The following is a 24834-nucleotide window of genomic DNA, read 5'->3' as shown; positions in this document are numbered from 1 at the left end:
TCAGGTGAGGGGCTGAATGAGCATAGAAAAGAAAGTCTGGCTGATCTCGGGTTTTGTTACGCTGGGTCTGGCCCTTGTTCTGTTCAAACTCTGGATTGAACTGAACCATTTCGACGAGGATCCGACGCAATTGCCAGATCAGGCGTCAGTCGACGCTTACCTGCAAGACCTTCCAAATTTGCCAAGCTATCAGGTCAAAACTGGCATATTTATCAAATCCTTCAGTTTTACCGGTGCCAGTGATGTGCATGTCAGCGGCTATATTTGGCAGCATTATGAGGACGGTGTGCATGACGCCATCAAGCCGGCTGAAGGTGAAGTGGGGTTCATCCTGCCGGAAGCTGCCGAGGCAGCGAGTGGCCTGATTGAAGAGGCCTACAGGATAGATCAGGGCGGGTCCGAGTTGATCGGCTGGTACTTTGAACAAACCTTGCGCCAGGCCTTTGACTATACCAGTTATCCGTTTGACCACAAAACCGTCTGGGTCCGTTTCTGGCCGGGTGAGTTTGACGTAAATGTGGCTCTAATCCCTGACTTTTCGGCCTATCCGGCCACGGGGCCGAACGATATCTTTGGCATCGACAACCGGATCGTCATGGGAACGTGGGAGCGTGAAAACACCTATTTCGACTACCGGCTGTCAGATCTGGATACGACCCTTGGCATCGGCAAGAACGAATATCAGACCAACCTGCCTGAGCTGCACTATAATTTCGTCATCAAACGGAACTTTGCGAATGCTTTTATCGTCCACATGATCCCCCTGATTGTTGTGACGATGCTGCTGTTCGGGGCTGTCATGACAGTCACGCGACGCCCCAATCTGGTGGAACGGCACGATTTCAGTACGTCCAGCGTTATCGGCACCTGCTCAGTCCTGTTTTTTGTGATCCTGCTGGCGCATGTACAATTGCGTGAAGGGTTCGCTGGATCGCCTGTGATCTACATGGAATCGTTCTTTTTCCTGATGTATTTCCTGCTGCTGGCAGTGTCGGTAAACACCTACTTCTTTGCAGCCGAGGCCGTGCCGTCCCTGTGGTTCATCCACTATAAAGACAACCTGATTCCTAAGGCTTGTTTCTGGCCCTTTGTCCTGTCGTGCATGGTGATCATCACGGCCTATAACCTCAGCCTCAAGGACAGCCCTAAGGATGAGGTCGGGATACAGGTTCAAAACTAGGCGGGCGGCTGCCATCCGGGTTTTAATGTGCCTGTGGCCATGTCCAGCGTGTATTCCCCGACAACCCCGGCTGCGCCCTTCTCCAACTGATCCAGATACTTGGTGGGCTGCGCGATCACATAGGCATATGCGGGTTTCATTACGCCCTCGATCAGCACGTTGATCCGCTTGCGGACATAGACATTCTCGGGTGATCCGGGTCCGTGAAAACCTTCGAGCTTGTCGAGTTCTTTCATACCGGACGAAGTCACCCGATACACCTCTCCGTGGATCGGTTTGCCACGGCCTTTCTGGTCGACCAGCGTGGCCATCCGATGCAGGTAACCACAATTCGGATTATCGCAATGCGGCTCATGCGGCACGATTAGGGGCATTCGCTGTCGGGTCACGGCCTTGCCAACGAAATCATCCAGCACATCTGCGTGGGCTTCGTGGTTTGGGAAGCCTTTCTTCAACGAGCCATAGGTGAAGTAGAGATAGGTACGTTCACGGTCATCTACGACATCGTCTTCGTTCTCTTCCTCGATCTCCGCAAGCGTGTGGCTGTTGGCCCAGTCATCGAGCATGGCCAGCACTTCACTCGAGATTTTGGCTTCATTGACGTCCTCGGCGTTTTTGGGGCTTTGCAGGAAGTGGATGCACGAACTTGCGTCAATGCCATCTGCGGCCAACAGTGTTTTGACCATATCAACCGAGTTGTTCATCACCGCCACGTGCAGGCTGGTAAACCCATGGTCATTGGTCGCATTCACGTTGATGCCGCGCCGTATCAGCTCTCGCGCGGCCTCAATGTCAGGTTTGCCCAAGCCCTTTCCGTTTTCATGCAACTCACCTTCGCCGCCAGCTGCGTAATGCAACAGCGTATCGCCATTGTGCTCATCCACGATGTCGATCCCGGCCATCCCGTTTTCAATCGCGTCGAAAACACGGCGCCATTGCGCGAACTCATCCGAAGCTGCGGCCTCTTGCGCCCATTTGCAGATGTTGTGTTCCTGATCGGCCAGTTCCTCGAACGCTTCGTCCAAAACTTCCATGATCTGGTCCGGGGTGGCCATCATACCGATCCCCATCATGCCGTTCGACAATCGCCCTTTGCGGGGACCGACCAGATCAACACCCAGATCGCGCAGCTTTTCGACATTCCTTTGGGTTGTGACGTTGTTCCACATGTTGGTGTTACACGCCGGGCAAAGGATCGCCGGTTTGTTCCGGTACTGCCAGGCGACAAAGACCGAGGTCAGAAGGTTGTCGGCAATCCCATTGGCGATCTTGCCCATTGTATTGCAGGTCACGGGCGCCACGATCACGCAATCGGCCCAATCACACAACGCAAGATGCGAGGCTCGCAGCGGCATGCCGAACTTGGTGTAGCGGAAGTTCCATTCGTCGTCGTCGCGGTAATAGTCGTTGTGAGAGATATAGTCCTCGACCTTCTCGGGCTCATATCCCCTTTCAATCTCGACATCCGCTTCAATCTCAATATCGCGAAAGAACCTTTCAGCGGACACTGAAGGGATCAGTTTCACATTGTGGCCGGCATCTGTGATTTTCTTCACCAGTTGCGGCACCTTGTCCGCTGCCGATGATCCGCAAGCACACAGCAACACGTTGCGCTTTTCGCTGGGGGCATCGGTCAGTCCGCCCTTGGGGTACCCAAAGATGTTTTTGTCCAAGCTGGGGGATTCATGACGCAGCAGAACCGGCAACCCGGCCTTTTCCACGTCCTTCTGAAATTCACCTTTCAGGATACTGTCCACGATGTCGTTTCGCCGGCCCAGACAAACGCCATTGAAAAACAGATACGGAACGGTTTCCTTGCCGGTTCGGGCGATCAGTTGCCGGCGCATTTTCATAACATTTGCACCGTGCCCTTCGACATCAATCAGCTTGATGTCGGTGATGCCGATATTGGCCAGGATACTGCGCAGCATGTAGGACCAGGGGTCTTCATCCGCATAAAAAAGAACAAGCGGGTTGTTTTTGACGATCTGATCTACATCGCTGGGGTCTTCGGGCGGATCGTGTTTTTCGATCACGAGCAAGGCCGGGTCCTTGAGGTCCCGAAGGCCGCGGAACAGATGCCCGCGCGGTGCCTGCCATACCTGTGAGGTTGCGGGGCTCATGTCCACAACCGTCACCATATCGGTTACCTCTTTATAAGCGATACACAGGCACCAGAACTCCTCCAACAGGGCCGTTTCACGGAACGCATTCTTTGGGGGACAAATGACCTCAGACCCCAGTACCTTATTGAAATCGATATTGATCATCAGATGACGACAATCTTTGTGTTCGTTCAGGCCTAGCAATTGGTAGCGGAACCAGTCTTCGGGTGATCTGATGCTTTTGTCCGAACGATTGGCATAGCTGCGGAAAGAGCTGCCCAGATGCACGTCCGGTTCCTGACTTAGGTACCGTTGCGCCATCGCGTGCATTTCCCGGGCTGTCGACACACGGCTAAGCGCTTCGGCCAAATCGGTTTGCGTTGCCCTTAGCAGTTTATCCTCGTCAACCTGTTCATCCCCAAGGATGGCCAGGCTTTCCGCAAGAACGCCCATCGAGTTCATGTTCGGGCTGGCCCGCCTGAACAGGTTGCGCCGCATTTTGGGGTCCTTGGCCAGGTATTGCGTACTGTCGACATAATTGCAGTCCTGCTTCAGGGTTTGCAGGTATGTTTTGACAGCGTCTAGCGCCGAAAACCGCAGCATCCCCCGTGATCGCATCGATGTTCCATCGCGGTCGGTCATCCCGGCCCACAGTCGATCAATGGTTGTCACCCATAGCTTGCCGTACTTTTCCGGGTGAACGTCCATCATATGCACAAGGCCGGTGCTTGGGTTGCACTTTGCGATAATGGCAAAATGGCCGCCCGGCATGTTCTCCTTGCCATGTGCGACACCGACTTGAAAGTTCGCCACAAGGATATCGTTCTTTCCACCCAGCCGATTGGATTCGTCTATTGCCTCAAGCAGCAGATCCACGGATGTCGTGGCCTCATCCATGAAATAGGCTTGCACCTGAATGACATCGCGCAGGTCCTGAGTATGGATGAATGTGCAGGCAACATCGAAAAGTTCGCCCAGCGATATTCCGTCGTTTACGACAAACGAGGTTGGCAAGCCGCATTCGCGAAAGATGTCGTTGACTTCGTAGCTGAATCCAAGCGCCGACATGCTAAGGGCTGCCGCAGTCACGCTGCAGCAATTGATCGGCTGTTGATAGTTTTTCAGATGCACGCTGACCAGATCGCCAAATAGCGTATCTTCACAGGCATCTTTGATCTTTTTCGGGATTGCCTTCCATTGGTGTTTGGGCAGATAGGCCAACCGGGTGCCCGGAGTGGCCAGGGCCTGAAGACTGACGGGAATGTCCTCGATTTCGAGATGTTCTTCGTAAAAATAGTCCCCGCTGTCTGCGGTCGCCAGAACCGCTTTGTCCTGCCGGAGCTGAACCATGCCGCCAAGGACCACAAACATGCCCTCAGAGGGCAGGACCATCTCTTCGGATACTTCGTAGAACTCGAATTTCGAATGAATGACTGATGGGTCCTTGGATGGCAGGACCTCATCTATCAATTTCAGATCGTCTTGGGATGGATTGAATGATTGTGAGCTTTCAATTGGATCTTTAGGCACGTCTTGTCCCCCCTGAACTTCGCCGTGAAAATTGTCAAAGACCCAACGCAGAAGCTTGTTTTTGGGTCAGGCACCCATCGGTCATACTGAATAAAAGACCGGCCTGACGTAATTTCCCGCGCTGGGCGGACCGATTGAACACATTGATATGCGCGAACAAAAGGGTCCAATTGAGCGCACTGTATAATATCTGAATATAAAAATCACTGGCGTTGTTGATTGGGCCAATTGCGTTGCAGCCATAGGGTGATCATGTCGTTCATCGTGCCGCCGAGCGCGGAATCTCGCACAGGTGGTACGACGAATTGACAAAATTCTTGTCAATCTGACAAGCATAACCACGATTTCGTCAAGATTGCCCCTGCGTTTCGGACAGAAGCGGCCTCATACTTTCAAAAACGAAAGAGGAGGCGTGTTTTGAGCTGGAACATTTGTGTCATCGGGGCAGGCAAGATCGGTCAGATGATCGCGACCTTGCTGAAGTCATCGGCCAATTACTCGGTCACAGTGGCCGACCGGGATTTGGCTGCGTTATCAGCATTGAACAAGCAGGGCATTTCGACCCGGCAGATCGATGTGAGCGACGAAACGCAACTGACCGAAGGCCTGGGTGGGTTCGATGCCGTGATCTCAGCCGCCCCGTTCTTTCTGACGCCGAAGATTGCCAAAGCGGCCAAGACCGCTGGTGCGCATTATTTTGACCTGACCGAAGATGTCGCGGCGACCAATGCAGTGCGTGACTTGGCACAAGGCAGTGATACGGCGTTCATGCCGCAATGTGGTCTGGCACCGGGTTTTGTCGGTATCGCGGGGGCATCGCTGGCGGCGGAATTCGATGAAATCGACAGCCTGCATATGCGGGTAGGGGCGCTACCGCTCTATCCAACCAACGCGTTGAAATACAATCTGACCTGGTCCACCGACGGGTTGATCAACGAATACTGCAACCCTTGCGATGCCATCGTGAATGGTGAACGTGTCAAAACCGCCCCGCTGGAAGATTACGAACTGCTTGGCCATGACGGGGTGGAATACGAATGCTTCAACACCTCTGGCGGGTTGGGCACTTTGCCCGAAACACTGGACGGCAAGGCGCGTGCGGTGTCTTACCGTTCGATCCGGTATCCGGGCCATTGCGATATCCTGAAACTGCTTCTCAAGGACCTTGGCCTGGAACATCGCCGCGACCTGTTGAAGGATATTTTTGAGACCGCGCTGCCGCGCACCGATCAGGATGTGGTTTTGGTCTATTGCACCGCAAAGGGCATGATCGACGGCGCGCTGCGCGAGAAATCCCTGATCAACAAAAGCTTTGCCCGCACGATCAACGGGCAGGTCTGGAGTGCCATTCAGGTCACCACCGCCGCAGGCGTTCTGGGCGTGGTTGATCTGATGCGGACCGGCGTGCTGCCTGCGAATGGCTTTGTCCGGCAGGAACAGGTGAACCTGTCCGACTTCCTGAACACCGAATTTGGCCGGCTCTATCGCGCCGGTGATGTAACCGAACAGAACAAGGCGGCCTGAGATATGAAAGACATCGTGATGACAGCCCAAACAACCCTCGCCAATCTGGATCTGACCGAGGTCGAACTGACCGGCGGCACGCTCAAAGTGACGTCTCCGATTGATGGCAGCGTGCTGGCCGACGTGCATGAAACACCCGTTGCCGACATGGACGCCATCTTTGCCCGTTCTAAAACGGCGTTCAAAGAATGGCGGACAGTACCGGCCCCACGCCGGGGCGAGCTGATCCGCCTGTTGGGAGAGGAACTGCGCGCTGCCAAGGACGATCTGGGTGCTTTGGTGAGTTGGGAAGCCGGTAAGATCACATCCGAAGGCTTGGGCGAAGTGCAGGAGATGATCGATATCTGTGACTTTGCGGTCGGTCTTTCGCGTCAATTGTATGGTCTGACCATTGCGTCGGAACGTCCGGGTCACCGGATGATGGAGGCGTGGCATCCGGCAGGCCCGGTCGGGGTGATCTCGGCCTTCAACTTCCCGGTAGCGGTTTGGTCGTGGAATGCGGCACTGGCGCTGGTTTGCGGTGATCCGGTGATCTGGAAGCCGTCCGAGAAATCGCCGCTGACCGCGATGGCCTGCCAGAAAATCTTTGAACGCGCGCTGGCCCGGTTTGGCGATGCGCCGGACAACCTGCTGCAAACCCTGATCGGTGGTGCGGCGCTGGGCGAGGCCTTGGTCGCAAGCGAAGACGTTCCGGTTATTTCGGCCACCGGGTCCACCCGTATGGGGCGCGCCGTGGCACCTATCGTAGCACAGCGTTTTGGCAAGTGCATTCTGGAGCTGGGCGGCAACAATGCAATGATCGTTGGTCCTTCGGCCGATCTGGAAATGGCTGTCCGTGCGGTTGTGTTCTCGGCCGTAGGAACGGCCGGTCAGCGCTGTACCACGCTGCGCCGCCTGATCGTACATAACTCGATCCGCGAAGAACTGGTGGACCGTCTTAAAAAAGCCTATGCGGGATTGCCCATCGGCAACCCACTGGTCGAAGGCACGTTGATTGGCCCGTTGGTAGACGAAGCCTCGGGCACGGCCATGACCGCAGCGCTTGAGGCTGCCAAGGCCGAAGGTGGAGCCGTGCACGGTGGTCGTCGCGTGACCGAGGGTGTGCCTGCTGGTGTCTATATGGAACCGGCCATTGTCGAAATGCCAGGCCAGACGGCGGTGGTAAAAACCGAAACCTTTGCGCCCATCCTCTACGTCATGGGCTATGACGATTTTGATGACGCGATTGAGCTGCAGAATGACGTCCCCCAAGGCTTGTCCTCTTGCGTGTTCACCCTGAATATGCGCGAGGCCGAGCAGTTCCTGACTGCGGCCGGGTCGGATTGCGGTATCGCCAACGTCAATATCGGCCCGTCAGGTGCCGAGATCGGCGGGGCCTTCGGTGGTGAGAAGGAAACTGGCGGTGGGCGCGAAAGCGGCTCGGACGCGTGGAAAGCCTACATGCGTCGTCAGACGAATACGGTGAACTACTCGGCTGAGCTGCCTTTGGCGCAGGGCGTCAAATTCGATATCTGAACCAATTATCCAGCGGCGCTTCGGCGCGCCGCTGGACGATCCGCGTTAATCCGCAAAAAGATAGTCAAGGCTCATGATGGCTTGCGCCTTGTCCAGCGACACGCCCAGAAACTCGGCAATCGCGGTCTCATTCTCAATATTTGAGTTGGTCTCGCGGATACGCAGGTATCCGTCGAACTCTGCCTCGCGGATCAATTCGGATTCGTGCACCAGTGAACTGCGCAGTGCTGGGATCAGACGGGCCACGGATTCCCGAGGACTGCTTTCTCCGGCCAACCCCACGCGGCGGGCGTGGCCGATCAGATAATCGTCGGAGTACTCGCACTCGATTTCCAGAACATGGCTGCGGGCCTGAACCGAGCAGAAATCCTGAATGATATCCAGATCTGCGGGATCCACGCACAAGACCAGCTTGTTGGAACCAAAGCTTTCAAACAGCATGCGCGCCACCGCGCGCCGGTGCCGCGTGCGCTTGGCCAGAGACGATTCAATGCCGCCCAGATCAGGCAAAGAAGTGTCTTCTTCATTGAACAGGTATTCCACGCAGGGAATGTCGGTTTCCGAGACGATCTGATCCACCAACCTCTTGGCAACATGCCATTTCTTGCTCACGATCAGAAACACTTCGCGCTCGGGGCCCAGTGAATTGCCTGCCTCCCAGAACCGTTGCGCATAGCGCCGCCCCACCCGGCCACGCCCTGTCAGAAAGCTGTACAGGTTGCGGCCTTCGTCCGAGATGTGAAAGGTCATCCCTTCGGTAGCGTACATCTGACCCAGCCTGTCCTTCAGCTCATGGGCTTCGGGGCTGATCTTGCGGGCGAACAGGTAATCTTGCGATAGAAGCAAGTCATAGTGATCGTTGTAGAACGTCACCGGCATGCCATAATCCGAGAACATCAGAAATGTGGGCGTGCGGTTGTCGATCTCGGTTTTGGGGATAAGGTGGCGCACCAGAGTTTGAAAAAAGGTCTCGTCCGGAATCCAGGTGGTCGAGAAAAACCGTTTCACATCCGGGCGCTTTTGCAGAAAATCCAGGATCATTTCGATGGTCCTGCGGCGCAGGCACCACCATTGGCTGCCGATCATTATCTGAACGTCTGACGGAATCTCGCGCGTCAGACCAAACCGTTTTTGCAGATTGTACGACCCGTAAAACAGCTTGGCCTGTGTGCGTTCGTTGAAATAGTGCCGGTAGATCAGCCGATCCTCAACCATGCCGGTCTTGATCCAGTTGCTTTCCAGAAAATCATGGCTTTCGACGAAATCAACGTCGTGCTGGTTCAGAAAGTCGTGGATGTATTCAGCCGATTTGATCGGCATGCAGTCACCCGATACCATGTAGAAATGAGTGGCGCGGGGAAACGCATCCAAAGCGGCCTGCAGGGCATTCAGCGTGGCCTGAACCAATGACCACGCCCCCCAGCCGCATTTGATGCGCTTGCTGGCAAAGGTGACATTGGGGTTGTCTTTCAAAGCCTCGCGAATGCGTTCGAAAGCGGCCGCACTGGCCCGCGCGTCAAAGTGGATCGCCATGCAATCCCCGGCTGCGGTCAGTTGCTCGGCCTGCGCGATGATTGCGTCAGGGTCTTTGTGACAAAGCAATATGTAGGCAATTCTTGCCATATTGGCCTATTGTTTTCCGTTTCTGCCCGTTTCCAACCGTGATACTGAGGATGAGCGATTGAATAAATAGAATATTTTTGGTTTTTTGGTTTCAAATGCTGGCGCGTCAATTTTGAGACCAGATCAGCAAAGGAGGCACAGCAGATGGGTTTTCCCGGTACATGGATGACCGAAAGCGAAAGCATGGTTTACCGTGTGGTGCCGAAATGCGCCTGTTCTACCATTGGTCAGATCATGTTTTATTCGGATAACGGGCAGTTTTTTGACGGGGATATCCATGACGCGAAGGACGGGATGCACAAATGGGCCTTCGGTCCAAGTCAGGATCAGATCTCGGGAAATGTCCGTAATCACAAGTCCTTGGCCTTTACTTGCGTACGCAATCCCTACACCCGAATTCTAAGCTCGTTCTTCGACAAGATCTGCGGCATTCAGCGCAACGGCAAGCGGTATCGGGGCAATTTGGTGCCCACGCTTATCTATAATTACGGGATCGAAGTTGGCGGCGACGATGGCAAGGGTGAGTTCGATCAGATCGCCAGTTTCCGCCGGTTTTTGCTGTTTGCACGTGATACGATCCGCTGGCGCCGCCCGATGGATCCTGACATTCACTGGTCGGCCATGTCCGGGCATGTTTCTACCTTCATCGTGAATGGTGGGCAGTACGATCAGATTTTCTGGACTGAGCAGTTCAATGAAGGAATGCAAAGTGTCCTTGATCGGTTAGAGACACCGCACTCTGTGAATTTGTCCGAAATCCCGCGATTCAATGAATCCGAAGGCCACGGGCCGAAACGGGCGCATCCGGTCGAGGACTACTTTGACGACCTGTCGATGCATCTGGTCTACGAAATCTACAAACACGATTTCGAATTGTTCAAATACGATTTTGAGAACCCAGGCAACAAGATGCCAATCGGTGAGATTGATCTGGACGAAGTTCACGCCAAACTGGGCGACTAGGCGAATGAGTCAGCGATCGATCAGGTGCTCTTTCAAGCCGGTCGGGTATAGCTCTGGGCCGCCGGTATCCAGAGCATCCAGACTGAACCATCCTGCTGTCCAGCTCAGGCCATTGTCTTCGGTGAATGAAATCGGCGCGTCGGGCCAGTTCAAAAGCTCGGGGCACTGAATCTCGGCCACAAAGATGATCTCATGCCCCTGATGCCCTTCATGCCAGTACAGGTTCTCGATCACCAGCGGTTGTTCAATGACTTCAACCGTCACATCGAGCTCTTCCCGGAACTCACGTTTCAGCGCGTCACGCCATGTTTCGCCGAATTCGACCGATCCGCCCAACGGGCGAACACCCTTGATGCGACCGTCGTCATTTGGGACTTCGGCAGCAAGAAGGCGGTCCCCCCGCCAATGCAAGCCGATGACTTTGACACGGATACCGTTATGCGGGCGCCAGAATGTCATGCTTCTCACCGATTGTGCTATGGATGTTGTTGAATACAAAAGAAAAAGGCCTCGCTAAACGAACTAGCGAGACCTTTGAAGTTATTGCAGTTTGGGTGGTTTGGAAACCGCTTCGTCAGACTTGGCGCACGGCACCTTTCGCGGCACTTGTCGCCAGCTTGGCATAGGCTTTGAGCGCGGTCGAAACCTTGCGCTTGCGCGGTGCGGCCGGAACCCAGCCCTTTTCGTCCTGCTCTTCGCGGCGGGCAGCCAGTTCTTCGTCAGACACGGCCAGATGAATGGTCCGGTTGGGGATGTCGATCTCGATCTTGTCGCCCTGCTTGACCAGCCCGATTTCGCCACCCTCGGCAGCCTCAGGTGAAACGTGGCCGATTGACAGGCCCGATGTGCCGCCCGAGAAACGCCCATCGGTCAGCAAGGCGCAGGCTTTGCCCAGACCTTTGGATTTCAGGTACGAAGTCGGATAGAGCATTTCCTGCATCCCCGGACCGCCGCGCGGGCCTTCGTAGCGGATCACCACCACGTCGCCCTCTTTGACCTTGCCGGTCAGGATGTCGTTCACGGCCTGATCCTGGCTTTCGCAGACATAGGCAGAGCCGGTGAACGTCAGGCTGTTGGGATCAACGCCTGCCGTTTTTACGATACATCCTTCGCGCGCGATGTTGCCGAACAGAACCGCCAGACCGCCATCCTGACTGAACGCGTGTTCCTTGGACCGGATCACACCGCCTTCGCGGTCGGTGTCCAGTTCCTTGTACCGGTTCGACTGGCTGAACGCCTGCGTCGTGCGTACGCCGCCGGGCGCGGCCTTGAACAGGTCCTGCGCTGCCGGGTTGTTTGCGACCTTGATGTCCCAATTGGCAATCGCTTCGCCCATTGTTGCCGAATGCACGGTGCTGCAATCTTCGTGCAGCAGTCCGGCGCGGCTAAGTTCGCCAAGGATCGAGAAGATGCCACCGGCGCGGTGCACGTCCTCCATATGAACATTCTCAGTATTGGGCGCGACCTTGCACAGACACGGCACCTGACGGCTCAGGCGGTCCATGTCGGTCATGGTGAAATGCACCTCACCCTCATGCGCGATAGCTAGCAGGTGCAAAACCGTGTTGGTCGAACCGCCCATGGCAATATCCAGCGACATCGCGTTCTCGAACGCGTCGAACGTGGCGATTTCACGGGGCAGGAAGCCTTTTTCGTCCAGATCGTAGTGGCGTTTGGTGATTTCCACGATCCGACGACCGGCCTCAAGGAACAGCTCTTTGCGGTCCGCGTGCGTGGCCAGGGTCGAGCCATTGCCCGGCAGCGCCAGCCCCAGAGCCTCGGCCAGACAGTTCATCGAGTTGGCGGTGAACATACCGGAACAGGAGCCACAGGTTGGGCAGGCGTTCTCTTCGATGTGCTTGACCTGTTCGTCGGTGAACCTGTCGTCGGCGGCGGCGACCATTGCGTCAACCAGATCGATCTTCTTGGCGTCCAGATCGGCGATGTCGATCTTGCCAGCCTCCATCGGCCCGCCCGAGACAAAGATCGCCGGGATGTTCAGGCGCATGGCGGCCATCAGCATGCCGGGGGTGATCTTGTCGCAGTTCGAGATACAGACCATCGCATCAGCGCAGTGGGCGTTGACCATATATTCGACCGAATCCGCAATCACTTCGCGCGAGGGCAGAGAATACAGCATGCCGTCGTGGCCCATGGCAATACCGTCATCGACCGCGATGGTGTTGAACTCTTTCGCAACACCTCCAGCGGCTTCAACCTCGCGCGCGACCATCTGGCCCAGATCTTTCAGGTGCACGTGGCCCGGCACGAACTGGGTGAAAGAGTTGACGATAGCGATGATCGGTTTGCCGAAATCGTCGTCACCCATTCCGGTGGCGCGCCACAGGCCGCGGGCACCGGCCATGTTGCGGCCATGGGTAGAGGTTCTGGATCGGTACATTGGCATGATGCTGTTTCCCTATTACCCAAGCTGCGATATTGGGTGTGTACGTTATAGCGCACGTATCATATGTACGTTATAACGCACAAGACAAATCGCAAGGCCTAGGTATGGAATCGGACGAACTAACACTTAAACTCAGGGATGTTCGCGCAGCGTCAGGGCTGAGCCTGTCCAAAGTGGCCGAACTTACCGGGGTTAGCAAAGCCATGCTGGGTCAGATTGAACGCGGCGAATCAAGCCCGACGATCGCGACCTTGTGGAAGATCGCAAAAGGCTTCCAACTTCCGTTAAGTGCTTTGATCGGCACCGCTGCGATGCGCGACACAAAGGATACCGGCGTATTTAGCACAGTAACTTTCCCGGGCAGCATCGAGGTAAAGATTGTCTTCCCCTTTGATCCCGCGTTGGGCGCCGAAACATTTCACGTAGATCTGTCGCCGAATCAAAGTCATGAATCACCCGCCCATGCAGCCGGCGTGACCGAAGAGGTTTTTGTATTGAACGGAACACTGGACGTCCTGCGCAATGGAAACTGGGTTCCACTACAAGCCGGTCAGGGGTTGCGGTTCGCAGCCGACGTGCCGCACGGGTACCGCGCCGGTGATTGTGGGGCGGCATTCCTCAACATGCATCACTATTCGCAACCAATTGAGTTTCCAGAGCAGGACCGAACACTTCAATGACCGCATTTTTTGACAGCCTGACCTTCGTGGATGCCATCGGTTCTTTCGGGGCATTGATTGTAGTTGCGGCTTATTTTGCCACCCAGATGCGAATGATGAACTCGGATGACCTTGCTTTTCCGATGGTGAACTTGATCGGCTCGATTCTGATCGTGTTTTCGTTGATGCAGAACTTCAATCTGGCGTCGATGCTGATCGAAGGGTTCTGGATTATCATCAGCGTCATCGGGATTATTCAGTATTTTCGCCTGCGTCGGGTGCGGTAAATCGAGAACGACTTGGGCGCTAGCGCTATCCAGCCTTGAACCAGCATCCCACCAAGTATAGGGAAAAACCAAACGCGTTTAGGGGAGGCTTTTATGCAGGACGATCCGAAAACCCTCGTTTCTACCGAATGGCTTGCCGCCCATCTCAAGGACCCGGATCTGCGGGTGCTGGACGGGTCGTGGTATCTGCCTCAGCAAGGGCGGGACGCAAAGGCCGAATATGACGCGGCCCACATCCCCGGTGCGAGGTTCTTTGATATTGATGATATCTCGGACCACCGCTCGGACTTGCCGCATATGGCGCCCCCGGTCGAAAAGTTCATGTCCCGCCTGAGGGCGATGGGCGTGGGCGACGGCCATCAGGTTGTCGTCTATGATGGGGCCGGTTTGATGTCTGCCGCCCGCGTCTGGTGGTTGTTCCGGTTGATGGGGCAGGAAAACATCGCCGTTCTGGATGGTGGTCTGCCGAAATGGCAGGCCGAGGGACATGAGATCGAAGATCTGCCGCCGGTGATCCGCGACCGCCACATGACCGTCCGGGTCCAGAACCATCTGGTCCGTGACGTCACGCAGGTATCTGCCGCCGCCAAGCTGGGAGATCATGAGATCATCGACGCACGCTCTGCCGATCGTTTTACCGGAACCGGAACGGAACCGCGTGAAGGTCTGCGACGGGGCCGCATTCCCGGATCGCGCAACGTGCCTTTTGGCACTTTGCTGAACAAGAATGGCACGATGAAATCCCCCGAGGAATGCCGCGCCATCTTCGAGTCCGCAGGTGTGGACCTGTCGAAACCGGCCATCACATCCTGCGGGTCGGGTGTGACCGCCGCGATCCTCAGCCTTGCGCTTGAGCGCATCGGCAAGAAAGACCACTCGCTTTATGACGGCTCCTGGGCTGAATGGGGTGCCTTCCCGACCCTGCCCGTCGCAACCGGAGAGAACTGATGTTCGAAAACCTCAAACCGCAGCCTGCCGACAAGATTCTGGCGCTGATGCAGGCGTATCGCGAAGACCCGCGCGATCAAAAGATCGACCTGGGAGTTGGCGTTTACAAGAATGCCGAGGGCGTGACCCCGGTGATGCGTGCGGTGAAAGCGGCCGAAAAGCGCATCCTGGAAGAGCAAGAGAGCAAGGCCTACACCGGATTGGCGGGCGACCCGGCCTATGCCGATGCGATGATTGGCCTGATCCTGGGCACCTCGGTTCCACGCGGCAACATCGCTGCGGTGGCGACGCCCGGTGGAACCGGTGCCTGCCGTCAGGCGTTTGAGATGATCCGCATGGCCAACCCTTCGGCCCGCGTGTTCGTGTCGAACCCGACATGGCCGAACCACCTGTCGATCCTGAATTACCTGGGGATGGAGACGGTCCAGTACCGCTATTTCGACGGTGAAACCCGTGGCGTAGATTTCGACGGAATGATCGAGGATCTGAAAACCGCGAATGCGGGCGACGTGATCTTGCTGCACGGTTGCTGCCACAACCCGACCGGTGCCAACCTGAACATGGTGCAATGGCAAGAAGTTGTGAACCTGATCAACGAGCGCGGCCTCGTGGCGATGATCGATATTGCCTATCAGGGCTTTGGTGACGGTCTTGAGGAAGACGCGCAGGCAACCCGTCTGGTGGCCTCGTCGGTCAAGCGTTGCCTGATTGCAGCGTCCTGCTCTAAGAATTTCGGTGTCTACCGCGAGCGGACCGGCCTGTTGATGGCCATCAGTGATGACCCGGCGCAGACAGCCCTTAACCAGTCCACGCTGGCCTTCCTGAACCGTCAGAACTACTCGTTCCCGCCAGATCACGGTGCGCGGGTCGTGACGACGATCCTGAACGACGAAGCCCTGCGCGCTGACTGGGCGGCTGAGCTGGAAGAGGTGCGCCTGTCCATGCTGGGCTTGCGCCAACAACTGGCAGACGAGCTGCAGGCCCAAAGTGGGTCCGATCGTTTTGGGTTTGTCGCCCAGCACCGCGGCATGTTCTCGCGTCTGGGGGCGGCACCGGAACTGGTCGAAAAGCTACGCGCGGATCACGGCATCTACATGGTCGGTGACAGCCGGTTGAACATTGCTGGTTTGAACGCGACGACGGTTCCGATCTTGGCCAAGGCGATTATTGACGTCGGTGTCTGATTCAATTCTATAAATCAGAAAACCCGGGCGCGAACGCCCGGGTTTTTTATTTTCGAGTTGCTGGCTATTAGCCTTTCGAAAACTCTGGATAAGCTTCCATACCCAGCTCTGCCATGTCGAGGCCGTTGATCTCGTCTTCTTCGCTGACGCGGATGCCGACCGTCGCCTTCAGAATTGTCCACAGGATCAACGCGCCAACAAATGTGAACACACCATAAGCTACGATACCGGTCAGTTGGGTGATCAGGTTTGCCTCGCCGTAGAAGATCACGGCGATGGTGCCCCAGATGCCTGCGAACAGGTGAACCGGGATGGCACCGACAACGTCGTCGATCTTGAACTTGTCCAGCATCGGGACCGCGAAGACTACAATGATGCCACCAACTGCACCGATCCACAGCGCTCCGAACAGGGTCGGGGCAAGCGGTTCTGCGGTGATCGAGACCAAACCGGCCAGCGCGCCGTTCAGCACCATGGTCAGGTCAGGTTTCTTGTACAACACCTGCGTCATGATCAGGGCTGCGATAGCACCAGATGCGGCGGCCATGTTTGTGTTGGCGAAGATGCGGGACACGTCGGATACGTCACCTACGGTGCCCATCGCCAGCTGCGAGCCGCCGTTGAAGCCAAACCAACCCAGCCACAGGATGAACGTACCCAGGGTTGCCAGCGCCAGGTTGGAGCCGGGCATCGGGTGGACTTTGCCGTCCTTGTATTTGCCAATGCGGGGGCCAAGGATTAGGCAGCCCGCCAGAGCGGCCCAGCCACCGACCGAATGAACAACGGTCGAACCGGCGAAGTCGGAAAAGCCCATGGCATCCAGCCAGCCGCCGCCCCATTTCCAGGACCCAGAGATCGGGTAGAGGATACCGGTCAGTACGATGACAAAGATCAGGAAGGGCCAAAGCTTGATCCGTTCGGCCACGGCACCGGACACGATGGACGCGGTTGCCGCCACAAAGACCAGCTGGAAGAAGAAGTCCGAACCGATAGACGCGTAATCTAACGCCGCGTCTGCGGGTGCAACACCCACGGCATCAAGTACAGTCGGACCGCCAAGGGCAAAGAAACCATTGAAGTCGCCCGGGTACATCGTGTTGAAGCCGACCAGCCAGTACATGATCGCGGCAATCGAAAACAGCGCGATGTTCTTGATCATCTGCATGGCCACGTTCTTGGACCGCACCAGACCGCCCTCGAGCATGGCAAATCCTGCTGCCATGAAGAAGACAAGGAAGCCTGCCATCAGGAACAGCAAGGTGGTAAAAATATACTGGGTGTGCAGCGCGGCTTCGCCCTCGGCGGCCTCTTGCGCCAGACCCATCTGCGGCAGCACGACTAGCGCGGCGGCTGGGATGAGAGATTTCATCAGGTTCATTGTCAGTCCTCGAATGCTTTGGAGTGGCGGCGCTTACAGCGCCTCTTCGTTCGTTTCCCCGGTCCGCACGCGTAGCGCCTGCTCGACATCAAGGACGAAAATCTTGCCGTCACCGATCTTGCCGGTCTTGGCGGTTTTGGTGATGGTCTCGACGATTTGGTCGGCCATCGTGGCGGGCACCACGATTTCAAGCTTGATCTTGGGCACGAAATTCACCGCGTATTCGGCCCCACGATAGATTTCGGTGTGGCCTGATTGCGAGCCGAAGCCCTTGATCTCGGTCACCATCATGCCGCGCACGCCGGCTTCGGTCAGTGCCTCGCGCACCTCCTCCAGCTTGAACGGCTTGATTGTCGCAATGATCAGTTTCACGTCTGTCCCCTCTTCCTGTCCGGCGGAACCGGTTTGTTTGCACCTGCAGAAAGAGAGCGTGACTGACCGCAGTAAGAAACGGTCAGGGCGGGTGAACGCAGGGGAAAAGAGGGGTGAGGTGCACAATTTTTGCACAAAAAAACGTTTTTGCCCAAAAAGCGGGCGAACTATTGAGGCCGGTTAGCGGAATTTCATACCTCTACTTCGCGCCAGTGGCAGGGTATGGTGCCTCAAAATGATAACCGGGCAGAGTTTGAGCATGACTGAGTCCAGGCGTCGCAAGACATCGCTTGTTGCAGACAAAAGATACCCTTCGAAGGGGCGTAAACCCGCTGCAACAAAGCGGACGACAAAGCCCGCCGGCAAAAAGGCGACGGCGCGTAAAACGTCAACGCGTAAGACCGCCCGAAAGAAAACCCGCAAGACGTCCGGTGGCGGCGGCGGCTTCTTTCGCCGCATGTTCCGTTGGATCTGGCGGTTGATTTGGGGTGTGACCTGGCGTGTAGGCGCGGTGGCCGCCATGCTGTTGGCTTTGGCGGTTGGGGTTGTCTACTCCTCTCTGCCTGACGTCGATGCCTTGCTGGACGGTCGGGCGCGCGGATCGGTGACCCTGTTGGATCGGGACGGCAAGGTCTTTGCCTGGCGTGGGGACCAATTTGGTGGGGTGATCACCGCCGATACCGTCTCGCCGCATCTGAAGAACGCCGTCGTCGCGACCGAGGACAAGCGGTTCTATCGCCATTTCGGTGTCAGCCCGCGCGGTGTCGCAAGCGCTGTGCGCATCAACCTGAGCGAAGGGCGCGGACCGCTGTCGGGACATGGTGGGTCGACCATCACGCAGCAGACGGCCAAGCTGTTGTGCCTGGGTGTGCCTTATGAGCCCAGTGATTGGGAATCCGAGGCTGCCTATGAGTCCGATTGCCGTCAGGGCTCGCTTTGGCGCAAGGCCAAAGAGGCGGTCTATGCGATGGCGATGGAGGTCAAGTATTCCAAGGACGAGATTCTGACCATCTACCTGAACCGGGCCTTCCTGGGCGCGGGTGCGCGCGGGTTCGAGGCCGCAAGCCAACGCTATTTCGGGATCTCGGCGGCTGAGGTCAGCCCGTCGCAGGCCGCGATGTTGGCTGGTCTGCTGGTGGCACCGACGCGCTATGCACCGACGAATAACCTTCAACGTTCGCAGGATCGGGCGCGGCTGGTGGTTGGCCTGATGGAGGCACAGGGGTATCTGACCTCGGCACAAGCAAGCAGTGCGCGCAGCAATCCCGCGCAACTGTCAGAAGCCGCTGCTGCGCGAGCGGGGGGCTATTTCGCCGATTGGGTGATGGCCAGCGGGCCCGAGTTCTTTACACGCAACACGACCGAAGATGTGGTGATCCGCACCACACTGGATCAACGTATCCAGAAATCGGCCGAAGAGGCGCTGCAGTTCATCTTCCAGGAGAAGGTCCGCGAAGGATCAAAGGCGCAGGCCGCGATCGTGGTGATGTCGGCGGACGGGGCTGTGCGCGGCATGGTTGGCGGGCGCAAGACCCGGGTGTCCGGTGCATTCAACCGAGCCACGCAGGCGCTGCGGCAAACGGGGTCTTCCTTCAAACCCTTCGTTTATGCCACCGCGCTTGAGCTTGGCTATTCGCCATTGGATACGGTGGTGGATGAGCCCTACTGCGTGAGCATTCCGGGCTCTGGCCAATGGTGTCCCAAGAACTACACCAACAAGTTTTACGGGCGCGTCACACTGGCAGACGCGTTGAAAAACTCGCTGAACATCCCTGCGGTGAGAGTGGCTGAGATCGCAGGGTTGGACAATGTCCGCACCGTGGCCAGCGAATTCGGCATTGATAGCGATCTGGCGCAGGGTCCCGCCCTGGCGCTGGGCGCGTCGGAAAGCACGCTGATCGAGATGACAGGGGCTTATGCGGGTATCCTGAATGGTGGCTCGGCGGTTGAACCTTATGGGCTGACCGAACTGAAGTTGTTAGGCGATGTTACCCCAGTCATGGTGACGACAACCGGCATTGGTGAGCGGGTCATCAACGACAAAGCCGCCAAACAACTGACCTGGATGATGGAGCGTGTGGTGTCCGAGGGCACCGGCGCACGGGCACAACTGCCCGGATGGCAGGTGGCGGGAAAAACCGGCACGACGCAGGCTGCGCGGGATGCGTGGTTCATCGGGTTCACGGCCGATTACGTCACGGGCATCTGGATGGGTTATGACGACAACACGCCGCTGTCCGGTGTGACCGGAGGCGGTTTGCCTGCGGAAATCTGGAAAGAAACCATGCTGCGCGTGACTGAAGGTATGACGCCGACGCCATTGCCGATGCTCGCCCCGGACCCACCGGTTAGAACTGCTCAGCCGCAGCAGCAGCGCCGGAAGAACCAAACCGGGTTGGACCGGGCCATCAACAACATGCTGAACAACATTTTCGGTGGAAATTAAAAAAGGCGGTGCGCTGGGCACCGCCTTTTGAATTGAATGCGGTTCTGATCAGAGGCTGTCGTCGAGCGCGCCCAAAATGGCGTCGCCCATTTCTGTGGTCGAAACCGGCGTGACGCCTTCGTCGGCCAGCAGATCACCAGTACGGACACCGTCGGCCAGTACCTTCTCGATTGCGGCTTCCAGACGGTCCGCTTCTTCAAGCTGATCAAAGCTGTAGCGCAGCGCCATGGCAAAGCTGAGGATACAGGCGATTGGGTTAGCTTTTCCCTGACCTGTGATATCCGGGGCCGAACCATGGACCGGTTCGTACATCGCCTTGGGGCGGCCATTCGCCATAGGAGCACCCAACGAGGCCGACGGCAGCATTCCCAGCGAGCCGGTTAGCATCGCGGCACAGTCCGACAGGATGTCGCCAAACAGGTTATCGGTCAGGATGACGTCGAACTGCTTGGGCGCGCGCACCAGCTGCATCGCGCCATTGTCGGCATACATATGGCTCAGCTCGACCTCGGGGTAATCCTTGGCCACACGGTTCACAACTTCGCGCCACAGAATGCCCGATTCCATGACATTGGCCTTCTCCATTGAGCAGACTTTTTTGTTCCGGCGCATTGCCAGTTCAAAAGCCGAGCGCGCGGCGCGTTCGATCTCAGATTCGGTATAGCGCTGGGTGTTGATGCCCACACGCTCATTGCCTTCTTCAAAGATGCCGCGCGGCTCGCCGAAATAGACGCCCGAGGTCAACTCGCGCACGATCATGATATCGAGGCCGGCAACGATATCTTTCTTGAGCGACGAGAAATCGGCCAGCGCGTCAAAGCACTGTGCCGGGCGCAGGTTGGAATACAGGTCCATCTCTTTGCGCAGGCGCAGCAAGCCGCGCTCGGGCTTGAGGCTGAAATCCAGATCGTCGTATTTCGGGCCGCCCACAGCACCCAGCAGAACCGCGTCAACCTCTTGCGCTTTGGCCATCGTCTCGTCCGACAGGGGCTTGCCATGCGCATCATACGCGGCACCGCCGACCAGATCCTCGCTCACGTCGAATTCCAGGCCGCGTTTTGCACCGAACCAGTCGATGACTCTGCGCACTTCGGCCATGACTTCGGGGCCAATTCCGTCTCCGGGCAGGATGAGGAGCGAGGGGTTGGACATGAAGGATCTCCTTGCGTTTTACAGCACAGGCCCTAGCGCCTGTGCGGCATCGGGTCAATGAGACGATCCCGCCTGACGGCAAGGAAAATACAGGTTTGTTTCCGTTAGCGTCTGAAAATTGCGTCAGGTCTGCATTGCAGGCCAGATCATAGCGCAAAGTACCGTATCAGCGAGGCAGTGTCAGGTCGACCCAGATCAGCCGGTGACGGCTGGCGCTTTCGGCGGTTTTGCGTTCTTCGGAGCCCGCGGCGGGCCAGTGCACCCCGGAATCCACCACCTGCCATTGGGCCGATGGTAGGACGTAATCGACCCGCATTGGACCAACCGTTTTCCAGACCACCGTTGTCAAATCGCCTGAGGGGTCTGCGGGTGAAGGGTCCTGAAGGCGGGGGTCGTTCAAAAACTCTCGGATCACCTCTTTGCGTCCATCACCTCGCGCTGGGTCCAGATTGGCGTCACCCGCGATGACAAACAGACGATCGGGTTTGCGCCCGACTTCACCATCCATGACTGCGGACCAAAGGCGGATCTCGTCCTTGTTCCTCAGTCCATTGCGATCCTCTGGTCCGTCAAACACCGGGGGTGAGGCGTGGAAGGGCATCAAATCCAGCCGCCCTGCCGGAGTTTCGATGGGCACAATCCAATGCGCCACGGATGAGAGCCGCTGAACGTTCTGCGCCGGTTCTGATGGGTAGGGGCCTGCGTCATGTTGAGGCAATTCAGCGCCGGGCAGTTCCAGCCATAGCAGGTCGGACAGGTCCTGAATCTGATCCGAAGCGATGCGATAGCGGGACATCACGGCCAGCCCACCTTGTCCGGTGAAGCGACCCCAGCCTTGCGCGTCACCAGGACCGCTGGTACGACCATCTCCGTCCAGATCAAGATCCGTTTCCAGGCCGGAATTTGGTTGGGCTGCGAAAGTGTAGGGATAGTCCAATCCGGCCTCGCGCAACCGATTTGCCAGCGCCGTCAGCGCCAGCCCCTCGAAATCCCAGTCGATCCCCTGCAACGCAATGATGTCGGGGCGGGTGTCCGCCAAAACGGAAACAACCGCCATCACCTGATCATCACCGCGGCGAATATCCCGCAGCAGCAATCCCGGACCATCGCGGCTGAGTTCTGTATTGTAGGTGGCAATACGGATCGTCTCTGCCTGCGCCACAACGGGCAACAGCAGCAGGATCAGGATGCGGATCATGCGGTCTGGGTAGACTCGGCTGTGGAATAGGCGCGCCGTTTTTCGACGATCAGATTGGCAATGCGCAGGGTCGCCATGCCACGCATGATCATGCTGGCCGGTAGGAAGGCCCAGGCGCTGAGTGTCCAGATCAGGGTCTGAGGATTGCTCAGTGAGATCGGATCGGCATAGTCAGTCAGCAGTTTGATCAGCGCCGGGATCAGGAACGGCAGCAGAATACCGATGCAAATGTTCAGCCGACCGTCGCGCTGCAGGCGCGTAACTACGTCACCGCCTTTGGTGGGGTCGAACAGCGGAAGATTGGTCCAGACATTGAAGGCGCCATTTCCGGTCGGCCAGCCGCGCACTTTCACCGCGTAGGCAAAGCTGGCGATCGTCACCAAAGCAGCGACATACGCAACGCTGGCAGAAATACGGACAAGTTCGATCAGGGGCGCGTTTGCATCAGTCGGCAGCATCAGGATGATCAGCCGTACTGGCGAATAGGGAAAGTCGACCACATTCGCAACGCCCAGGCCAAAGGAATAGAAGGTCGTCGTCAGGCCAGTCGGCGCATACGCGTTTTTGCAGATCAACGTCAGGAAGGTGACCATCGACATCAACCCAACAAAGCGCAAACGGTTCACAGGTGGCGCATCGCGGAATTCGATAAAGCTGGGAAAGGCAGAGTTGTATTCAGCGAACGTCAGGAAAAACGCGAGAATGGCGAGAAAGACGACAATCTCGGTCCCATTCGTAGACGTTACTGGCAGGTACAACGCAGGTGTCAGCACCATAAGTGCGACCAATAATCCCCGAATCGCCGCCCCTGTTGTGCGCGCAATCACTATCCAAACCCTTTCAAAACGGATTGACCGTTTCTTTTTCTTTGACGGCTTTGTCCCATCTTGCATCCGACATATTTTTGTCGGAGACCACCATTACCGCCAACATTGACGATCAGCGATAATCCGCTCAAGCCAAGGCGTAGAAAACATGTGATTTTGGGCAAAATGATGGCAAAACTGGTGCGCCTTTGCATCATCCCTGTCGCAAATTCGACGTGTATTGGGGTCCTGCAGCTACATGTTGTGGTTGCCGGAACTTCAACCCCAAGAAAGCGAAAGGGGCCGCTCAGGCGACCCCGATAGGTTGAGTAACCGCAGATTCGTTCTTGGAATCACACCCAGGGACGGGCCTGGTTTGCGTGATCCTCGAATTTGTCGATGTGATGATCTTTCTCCATCGTCAGGCCGATATCGTCCAAACCATTCAGCAGGCAATGCTTGCGATGTGGGTCGACGCTGAACTCGATCACAACGCCATCCGAGGTGGTGATCTGCTGATCTTCCAGATGCACGGTCATGCGGGCGTTTTCGCCTTTATGCGCATCTTCCATCAGGATCGCGTGGTGTTCTTCTTCGACCACGATGGGCAGGATGCCGTTCTTGAAGCAGTTGTTGAAGAAGATGTCGGCAAAGCTGGTCGAGATCACAACCTTGATGCCGAAATCCTTGATCGCCCAGGGTGCGTGTTCGCGCGACGAGCCGCAGCCGAAATTGTCACCGGCAACCAGAATCTCTGTCTGACGATAGGCGGGTTTGTTCAGCACGAAGTCTTCGTTTTCGCCACCATGTTCATGGTAGCGCATCTCATCAAACAGCACGACACCAAGGCCGGACCGTTTGATGGTTTTCAGGTGCACCTTCGGGATGATCATATCGGTGTCGATATTGATCAGCGGCATTGGGGCGGCCACCCCGTGGACTTTGTCAAACTTTTCCATGTCTACACTCCTGCGAGAGAGGGCCGCGCCCGTATCCCGCGTTTAAGCTTGTTTCGCTTCTGTTGTTGCGTCGTTGGGTGCGTTTCTGATGAAGAACGCCATGAAGACCAATCCGAACCCGTTGAACAGCATCTCAATGCCCAGGAAGATACCCAAAATGCTCAGCAGCACCTGAGGGTCGCTTCCCACATATGTCCAGATGATGCCCGCGAGGACGATCGACAAGACGCCCGAGATCATCGTGGGCCAGAAAAACTGTGTTCCCTTCATTTGGAACGACAGAATGACCCGCGCGATACCGCCTGCCATGAACAGGATCAGCATCACGGTTGCCAGTGTCAGGGTTCCCTGCAGCGGGTGATCCAGAAAGGACCAGCCCAGAAACAGCATCACCGCACCCATGATGAGTGACAGAATTTTGTTGCCGGTACCTTCAACCGTAAAGCCGCCAACAACTTGCAGCGCGCCCGAGACTAGCAGCAACACACCGGTTACCACCGTCACGGCGACAGACGCCACAACTGGCGCGCCCAGTACAAAGATACCGAACGCTATGGACAGAAGCCCCAGCAGGAGCCATTTGACCCAGTCACTCATG

General features: G+C 56.8%; 20 protein-coding genes. 9 read left to right on the top strand and 11 right to left on the bottom strand.

What is annotated here, in order from left to right; genetic code table 11:
* Positions 1-16 precede the first annotated feature (16 nt).
* A complete protein-coding gene (locus tag QMP16_RS14050; RefSeq protein WP_058276568.1) occupies positions 17-1180 on the top strand; it encodes a hypothetical protein in 1164 nt (387 codons plus the stop codon).
* On the opposite strand, the gene QMP16_RS14045 is transcribed toward QMP16_RS14050, so the two are convergent.
* Positions 1177-4815 (bottom strand): flavoprotein, encoded by a 3639-nt coding sequence (locus QMP16_RS14045; protein ID WP_282152886.1) that lies wholly within the window; start codon positions 4813-4815, stop codon positions 1177-1179. The two genes, QMP16_RS14050 and QMP16_RS14045, sit on opposite strands and share 4 nt — an antisense overlap.
* Before the next feature lie 417 nt (positions 4816-5232).
* Here QMP16_RS14045 and QMP16_RS14040 point away from each other — a divergent pair, with 417 nt between their 5' ends.
* Positions 5233-6339, top strand: coding sequence for a saccharopine dehydrogenase family protein (locus QMP16_RS14040; protein WP_282152885.1), 1107 nt, complete (start codon positions 5233-5235; stop codon positions 6337-6339).
* Between the two features lie 3 nt (positions 6340-6342).
* On the top strand, positions 6343-7854 hold the full coding sequence (amaB, locus tag QMP16_RS14035; RefSeq protein ID WP_432653408.1) for an L-piperidine-6-carboxylate dehydrogenase: 1512 nt from the start codon (positions 6343-6345) through the stop codon (positions 7852-7854).
* Between the two features lie 45 nt (positions 7855-7899).
* Here amaB and QMP16_RS14030 read toward each other — a convergent pair whose 3' ends face one another.
* Positions 7900-9477: a DUF5928 domain-containing protein gene (locus QMP16_RS14030; protein WP_282152884.1), complete on the bottom strand. Its 1578-nt coding sequence runs from the start codon at positions 9475-9477 to the stop codon at positions 7900-7902.
* 144 nt (positions 9478-9621) lie between these two features.
* Between QMP16_RS14030 and QMP16_RS14025 the strand changes: the two genes are divergently transcribed.
* Positions 9622-10440: a sulfotransferase family protein gene (locus tag QMP16_RS14025; protein WP_282152883.1), complete on the top strand. Its 819-nt coding sequence runs from the start codon at positions 9622-9624 to the stop codon at positions 10438-10440.
* 9 nt (positions 10441-10449) lie between these two features.
* Here QMP16_RS14025 and QMP16_RS14020 read toward each other — a convergent pair whose 3' ends face one another.
* Positions 10450-10899 (bottom strand): NUDIX hydrolase, encoded by a 450-nt coding sequence (locus QMP16_RS14020; RefSeq protein ID WP_282152882.1) that lies wholly within the window; start codon positions 10897-10899, stop codon positions 10450-10452.
* A 115-nt stretch (positions 10900-11014) separates the two neighbouring features.
* On the bottom strand, positions 11015-12847 hold the full coding sequence (gene ilvD / locus QMP16_RS14015) for a dihydroxy-acid dehydratase (RefSeq protein WP_282152881.1): 1833 nt from the start codon (positions 12845-12847) through the stop codon (positions 11015-11017).
* A 104-nt stretch (positions 12848-12951) separates the two neighbouring features.
* On the opposite strand from ilvD, the gene QMP16_RS14010 reads away from it, so the two are divergent.
* The 4 genes from QMP16_RS14010 to QMP16_RS13995 all read left to right on the top strand — a co-directional run bounded on the left by QMP16_RS14010 (position 12952) and on the right by QMP16_RS13995 (position 15925).
* Complete coding sequence (locus QMP16_RS14010) at positions 12952-13527, top strand: helix-turn-helix domain-containing protein (RefSeq protein WP_282120957.1); 576 nt, start codon at positions 12952-12954, stop codon at positions 13525-13527.
* Complete coding sequence (locus QMP16_RS14005; RefSeq protein WP_282120956.1) at positions 13524-13793, top strand: CBU_0592 family membrane protein; 270 nt, start codon at positions 13524-13526, stop codon at positions 13791-13793. Before QMP16_RS14010 ends, QMP16_RS14005 begins: the two co-directional genes overlap by 4 nt.
* A gap of 93 nt (positions 13794-13886) precedes the next feature.
* The gene (sseA, locus tag QMP16_RS14000) at positions 13887-14741 is read left to right on the top strand and encodes a 3-mercaptopyruvate sulfurtransferase (protein WP_282152880.1); all 855 of its coding nucleotides are present in this window, start codon (positions 13887-13889) and stop codon (positions 14739-14741) included.
* Positions 14741-15925: an amino acid aminotransferase gene (locus QMP16_RS13995; RefSeq protein ID WP_282152879.1), complete on the top strand. Its 1185-nt coding sequence runs from the start codon at positions 14741-14743 to the stop codon at positions 15923-15925. Before sseA ends, QMP16_RS13995 begins: the two co-directional genes overlap by 1 nt.
* Before the next feature lie 67 nt (positions 15926-15992).
* Here QMP16_RS13995 and QMP16_RS13990 read toward each other — a convergent pair whose 3' ends face one another.
* Complete coding sequence (locus tag QMP16_RS13990) at positions 15993-17303, bottom strand: ammonium transporter (protein ID WP_282152878.1); 1311 nt, start codon at positions 17301-17303, stop codon at positions 15993-15995.
* Between the two features lie 33 nt (positions 17304-17336).
* Positions 17337-17675, bottom strand: coding sequence for a P-II family nitrogen regulator (locus tag QMP16_RS13985; protein WP_058273036.1), 339 nt, complete (start codon positions 17673-17675; stop codon positions 17337-17339).
* 259 nt (positions 17676-17934) lie between these two features.
* Here QMP16_RS13985 and QMP16_RS13980 point away from each other — a divergent pair, with 259 nt between their 5' ends.
* Entirely contained in the window at positions 17935-20121 is a 2187-nt protein-coding gene (locus QMP16_RS13980; RefSeq protein ID WP_282152877.1) for a transglycosylase domain-containing protein, read from the top strand.
* Between the two features lie 48 nt (positions 20122-20169).
* Here QMP16_RS13980 and leuB read toward each other — a convergent pair whose 3' ends face one another.
* The 5 genes from leuB to QMP16_RS13955 all read right to left on the bottom strand — a co-directional run bounded on the left by leuB (position 20170) and on the right by QMP16_RS13955 (position 24833).
* Positions 20170-21273, bottom strand: coding sequence for a 3-isopropylmalate dehydrogenase (leuB, locus tag QMP16_RS13975; RefSeq protein ID WP_108861675.1), 1104 nt, complete (start codon positions 21271-21273; stop codon positions 20170-20172).
* A gap of 166 nt (positions 21274-21439) precedes the next feature.
* Positions 21440-22471 carry an endonuclease/exonuclease/phosphatase family protein gene (locus QMP16_RS13970; RefSeq protein WP_282152876.1) on the bottom strand — a complete coding sequence of 344 codons (1032 nt, stop codon included), beginning with the start codon at positions 22469-22471 and terminating at the stop codon, positions 21440-21442.
* A complete protein-coding gene (locus QMP16_RS13965; RefSeq protein WP_282152875.1) occupies positions 22468-23298 on the bottom strand; it encodes a hypothetical protein in 831 nt (276 codons plus the stop codon). The genes QMP16_RS13970 and QMP16_RS13965 overlap by 4 nt, the downstream gene beginning before the upstream one ends.
* A 332-nt stretch (positions 23299-23630) precedes the next feature.
* Complete coding sequence (gene leuD / locus QMP16_RS13960; RefSeq protein WP_282152874.1) at positions 23631-24236, bottom strand: 3-isopropylmalate dehydratase small subunit; 606 nt, start codon at positions 24234-24236, stop codon at positions 23631-23633.
* A gap of 42 nt (positions 24237-24278) precedes the next feature.
* Positions 24279-24833, bottom strand: a complete 555-nt coding sequence (locus tag QMP16_RS13955) for an HdeD family acid-resistance protein (RefSeq protein WP_282152873.1) — start codon at positions 24831-24833, stop codon at positions 24279-24281.
* Position 24834 lies beyond the last annotated feature (1 nt).

Source organism: Ruegeria atlantica, from assembly GCF_947495585.1.
GTDB lineage: Bacteria > Pseudomonadota > Alphaproteobacteria > Rhodobacterales > Rhodobacteraceae > Ruegeria > Ruegeria atlantica_G.
Note: the sequence above shows the minus strand (reverse complement) of the source record. Positions and strands in the feature narration are given on the sequence as shown.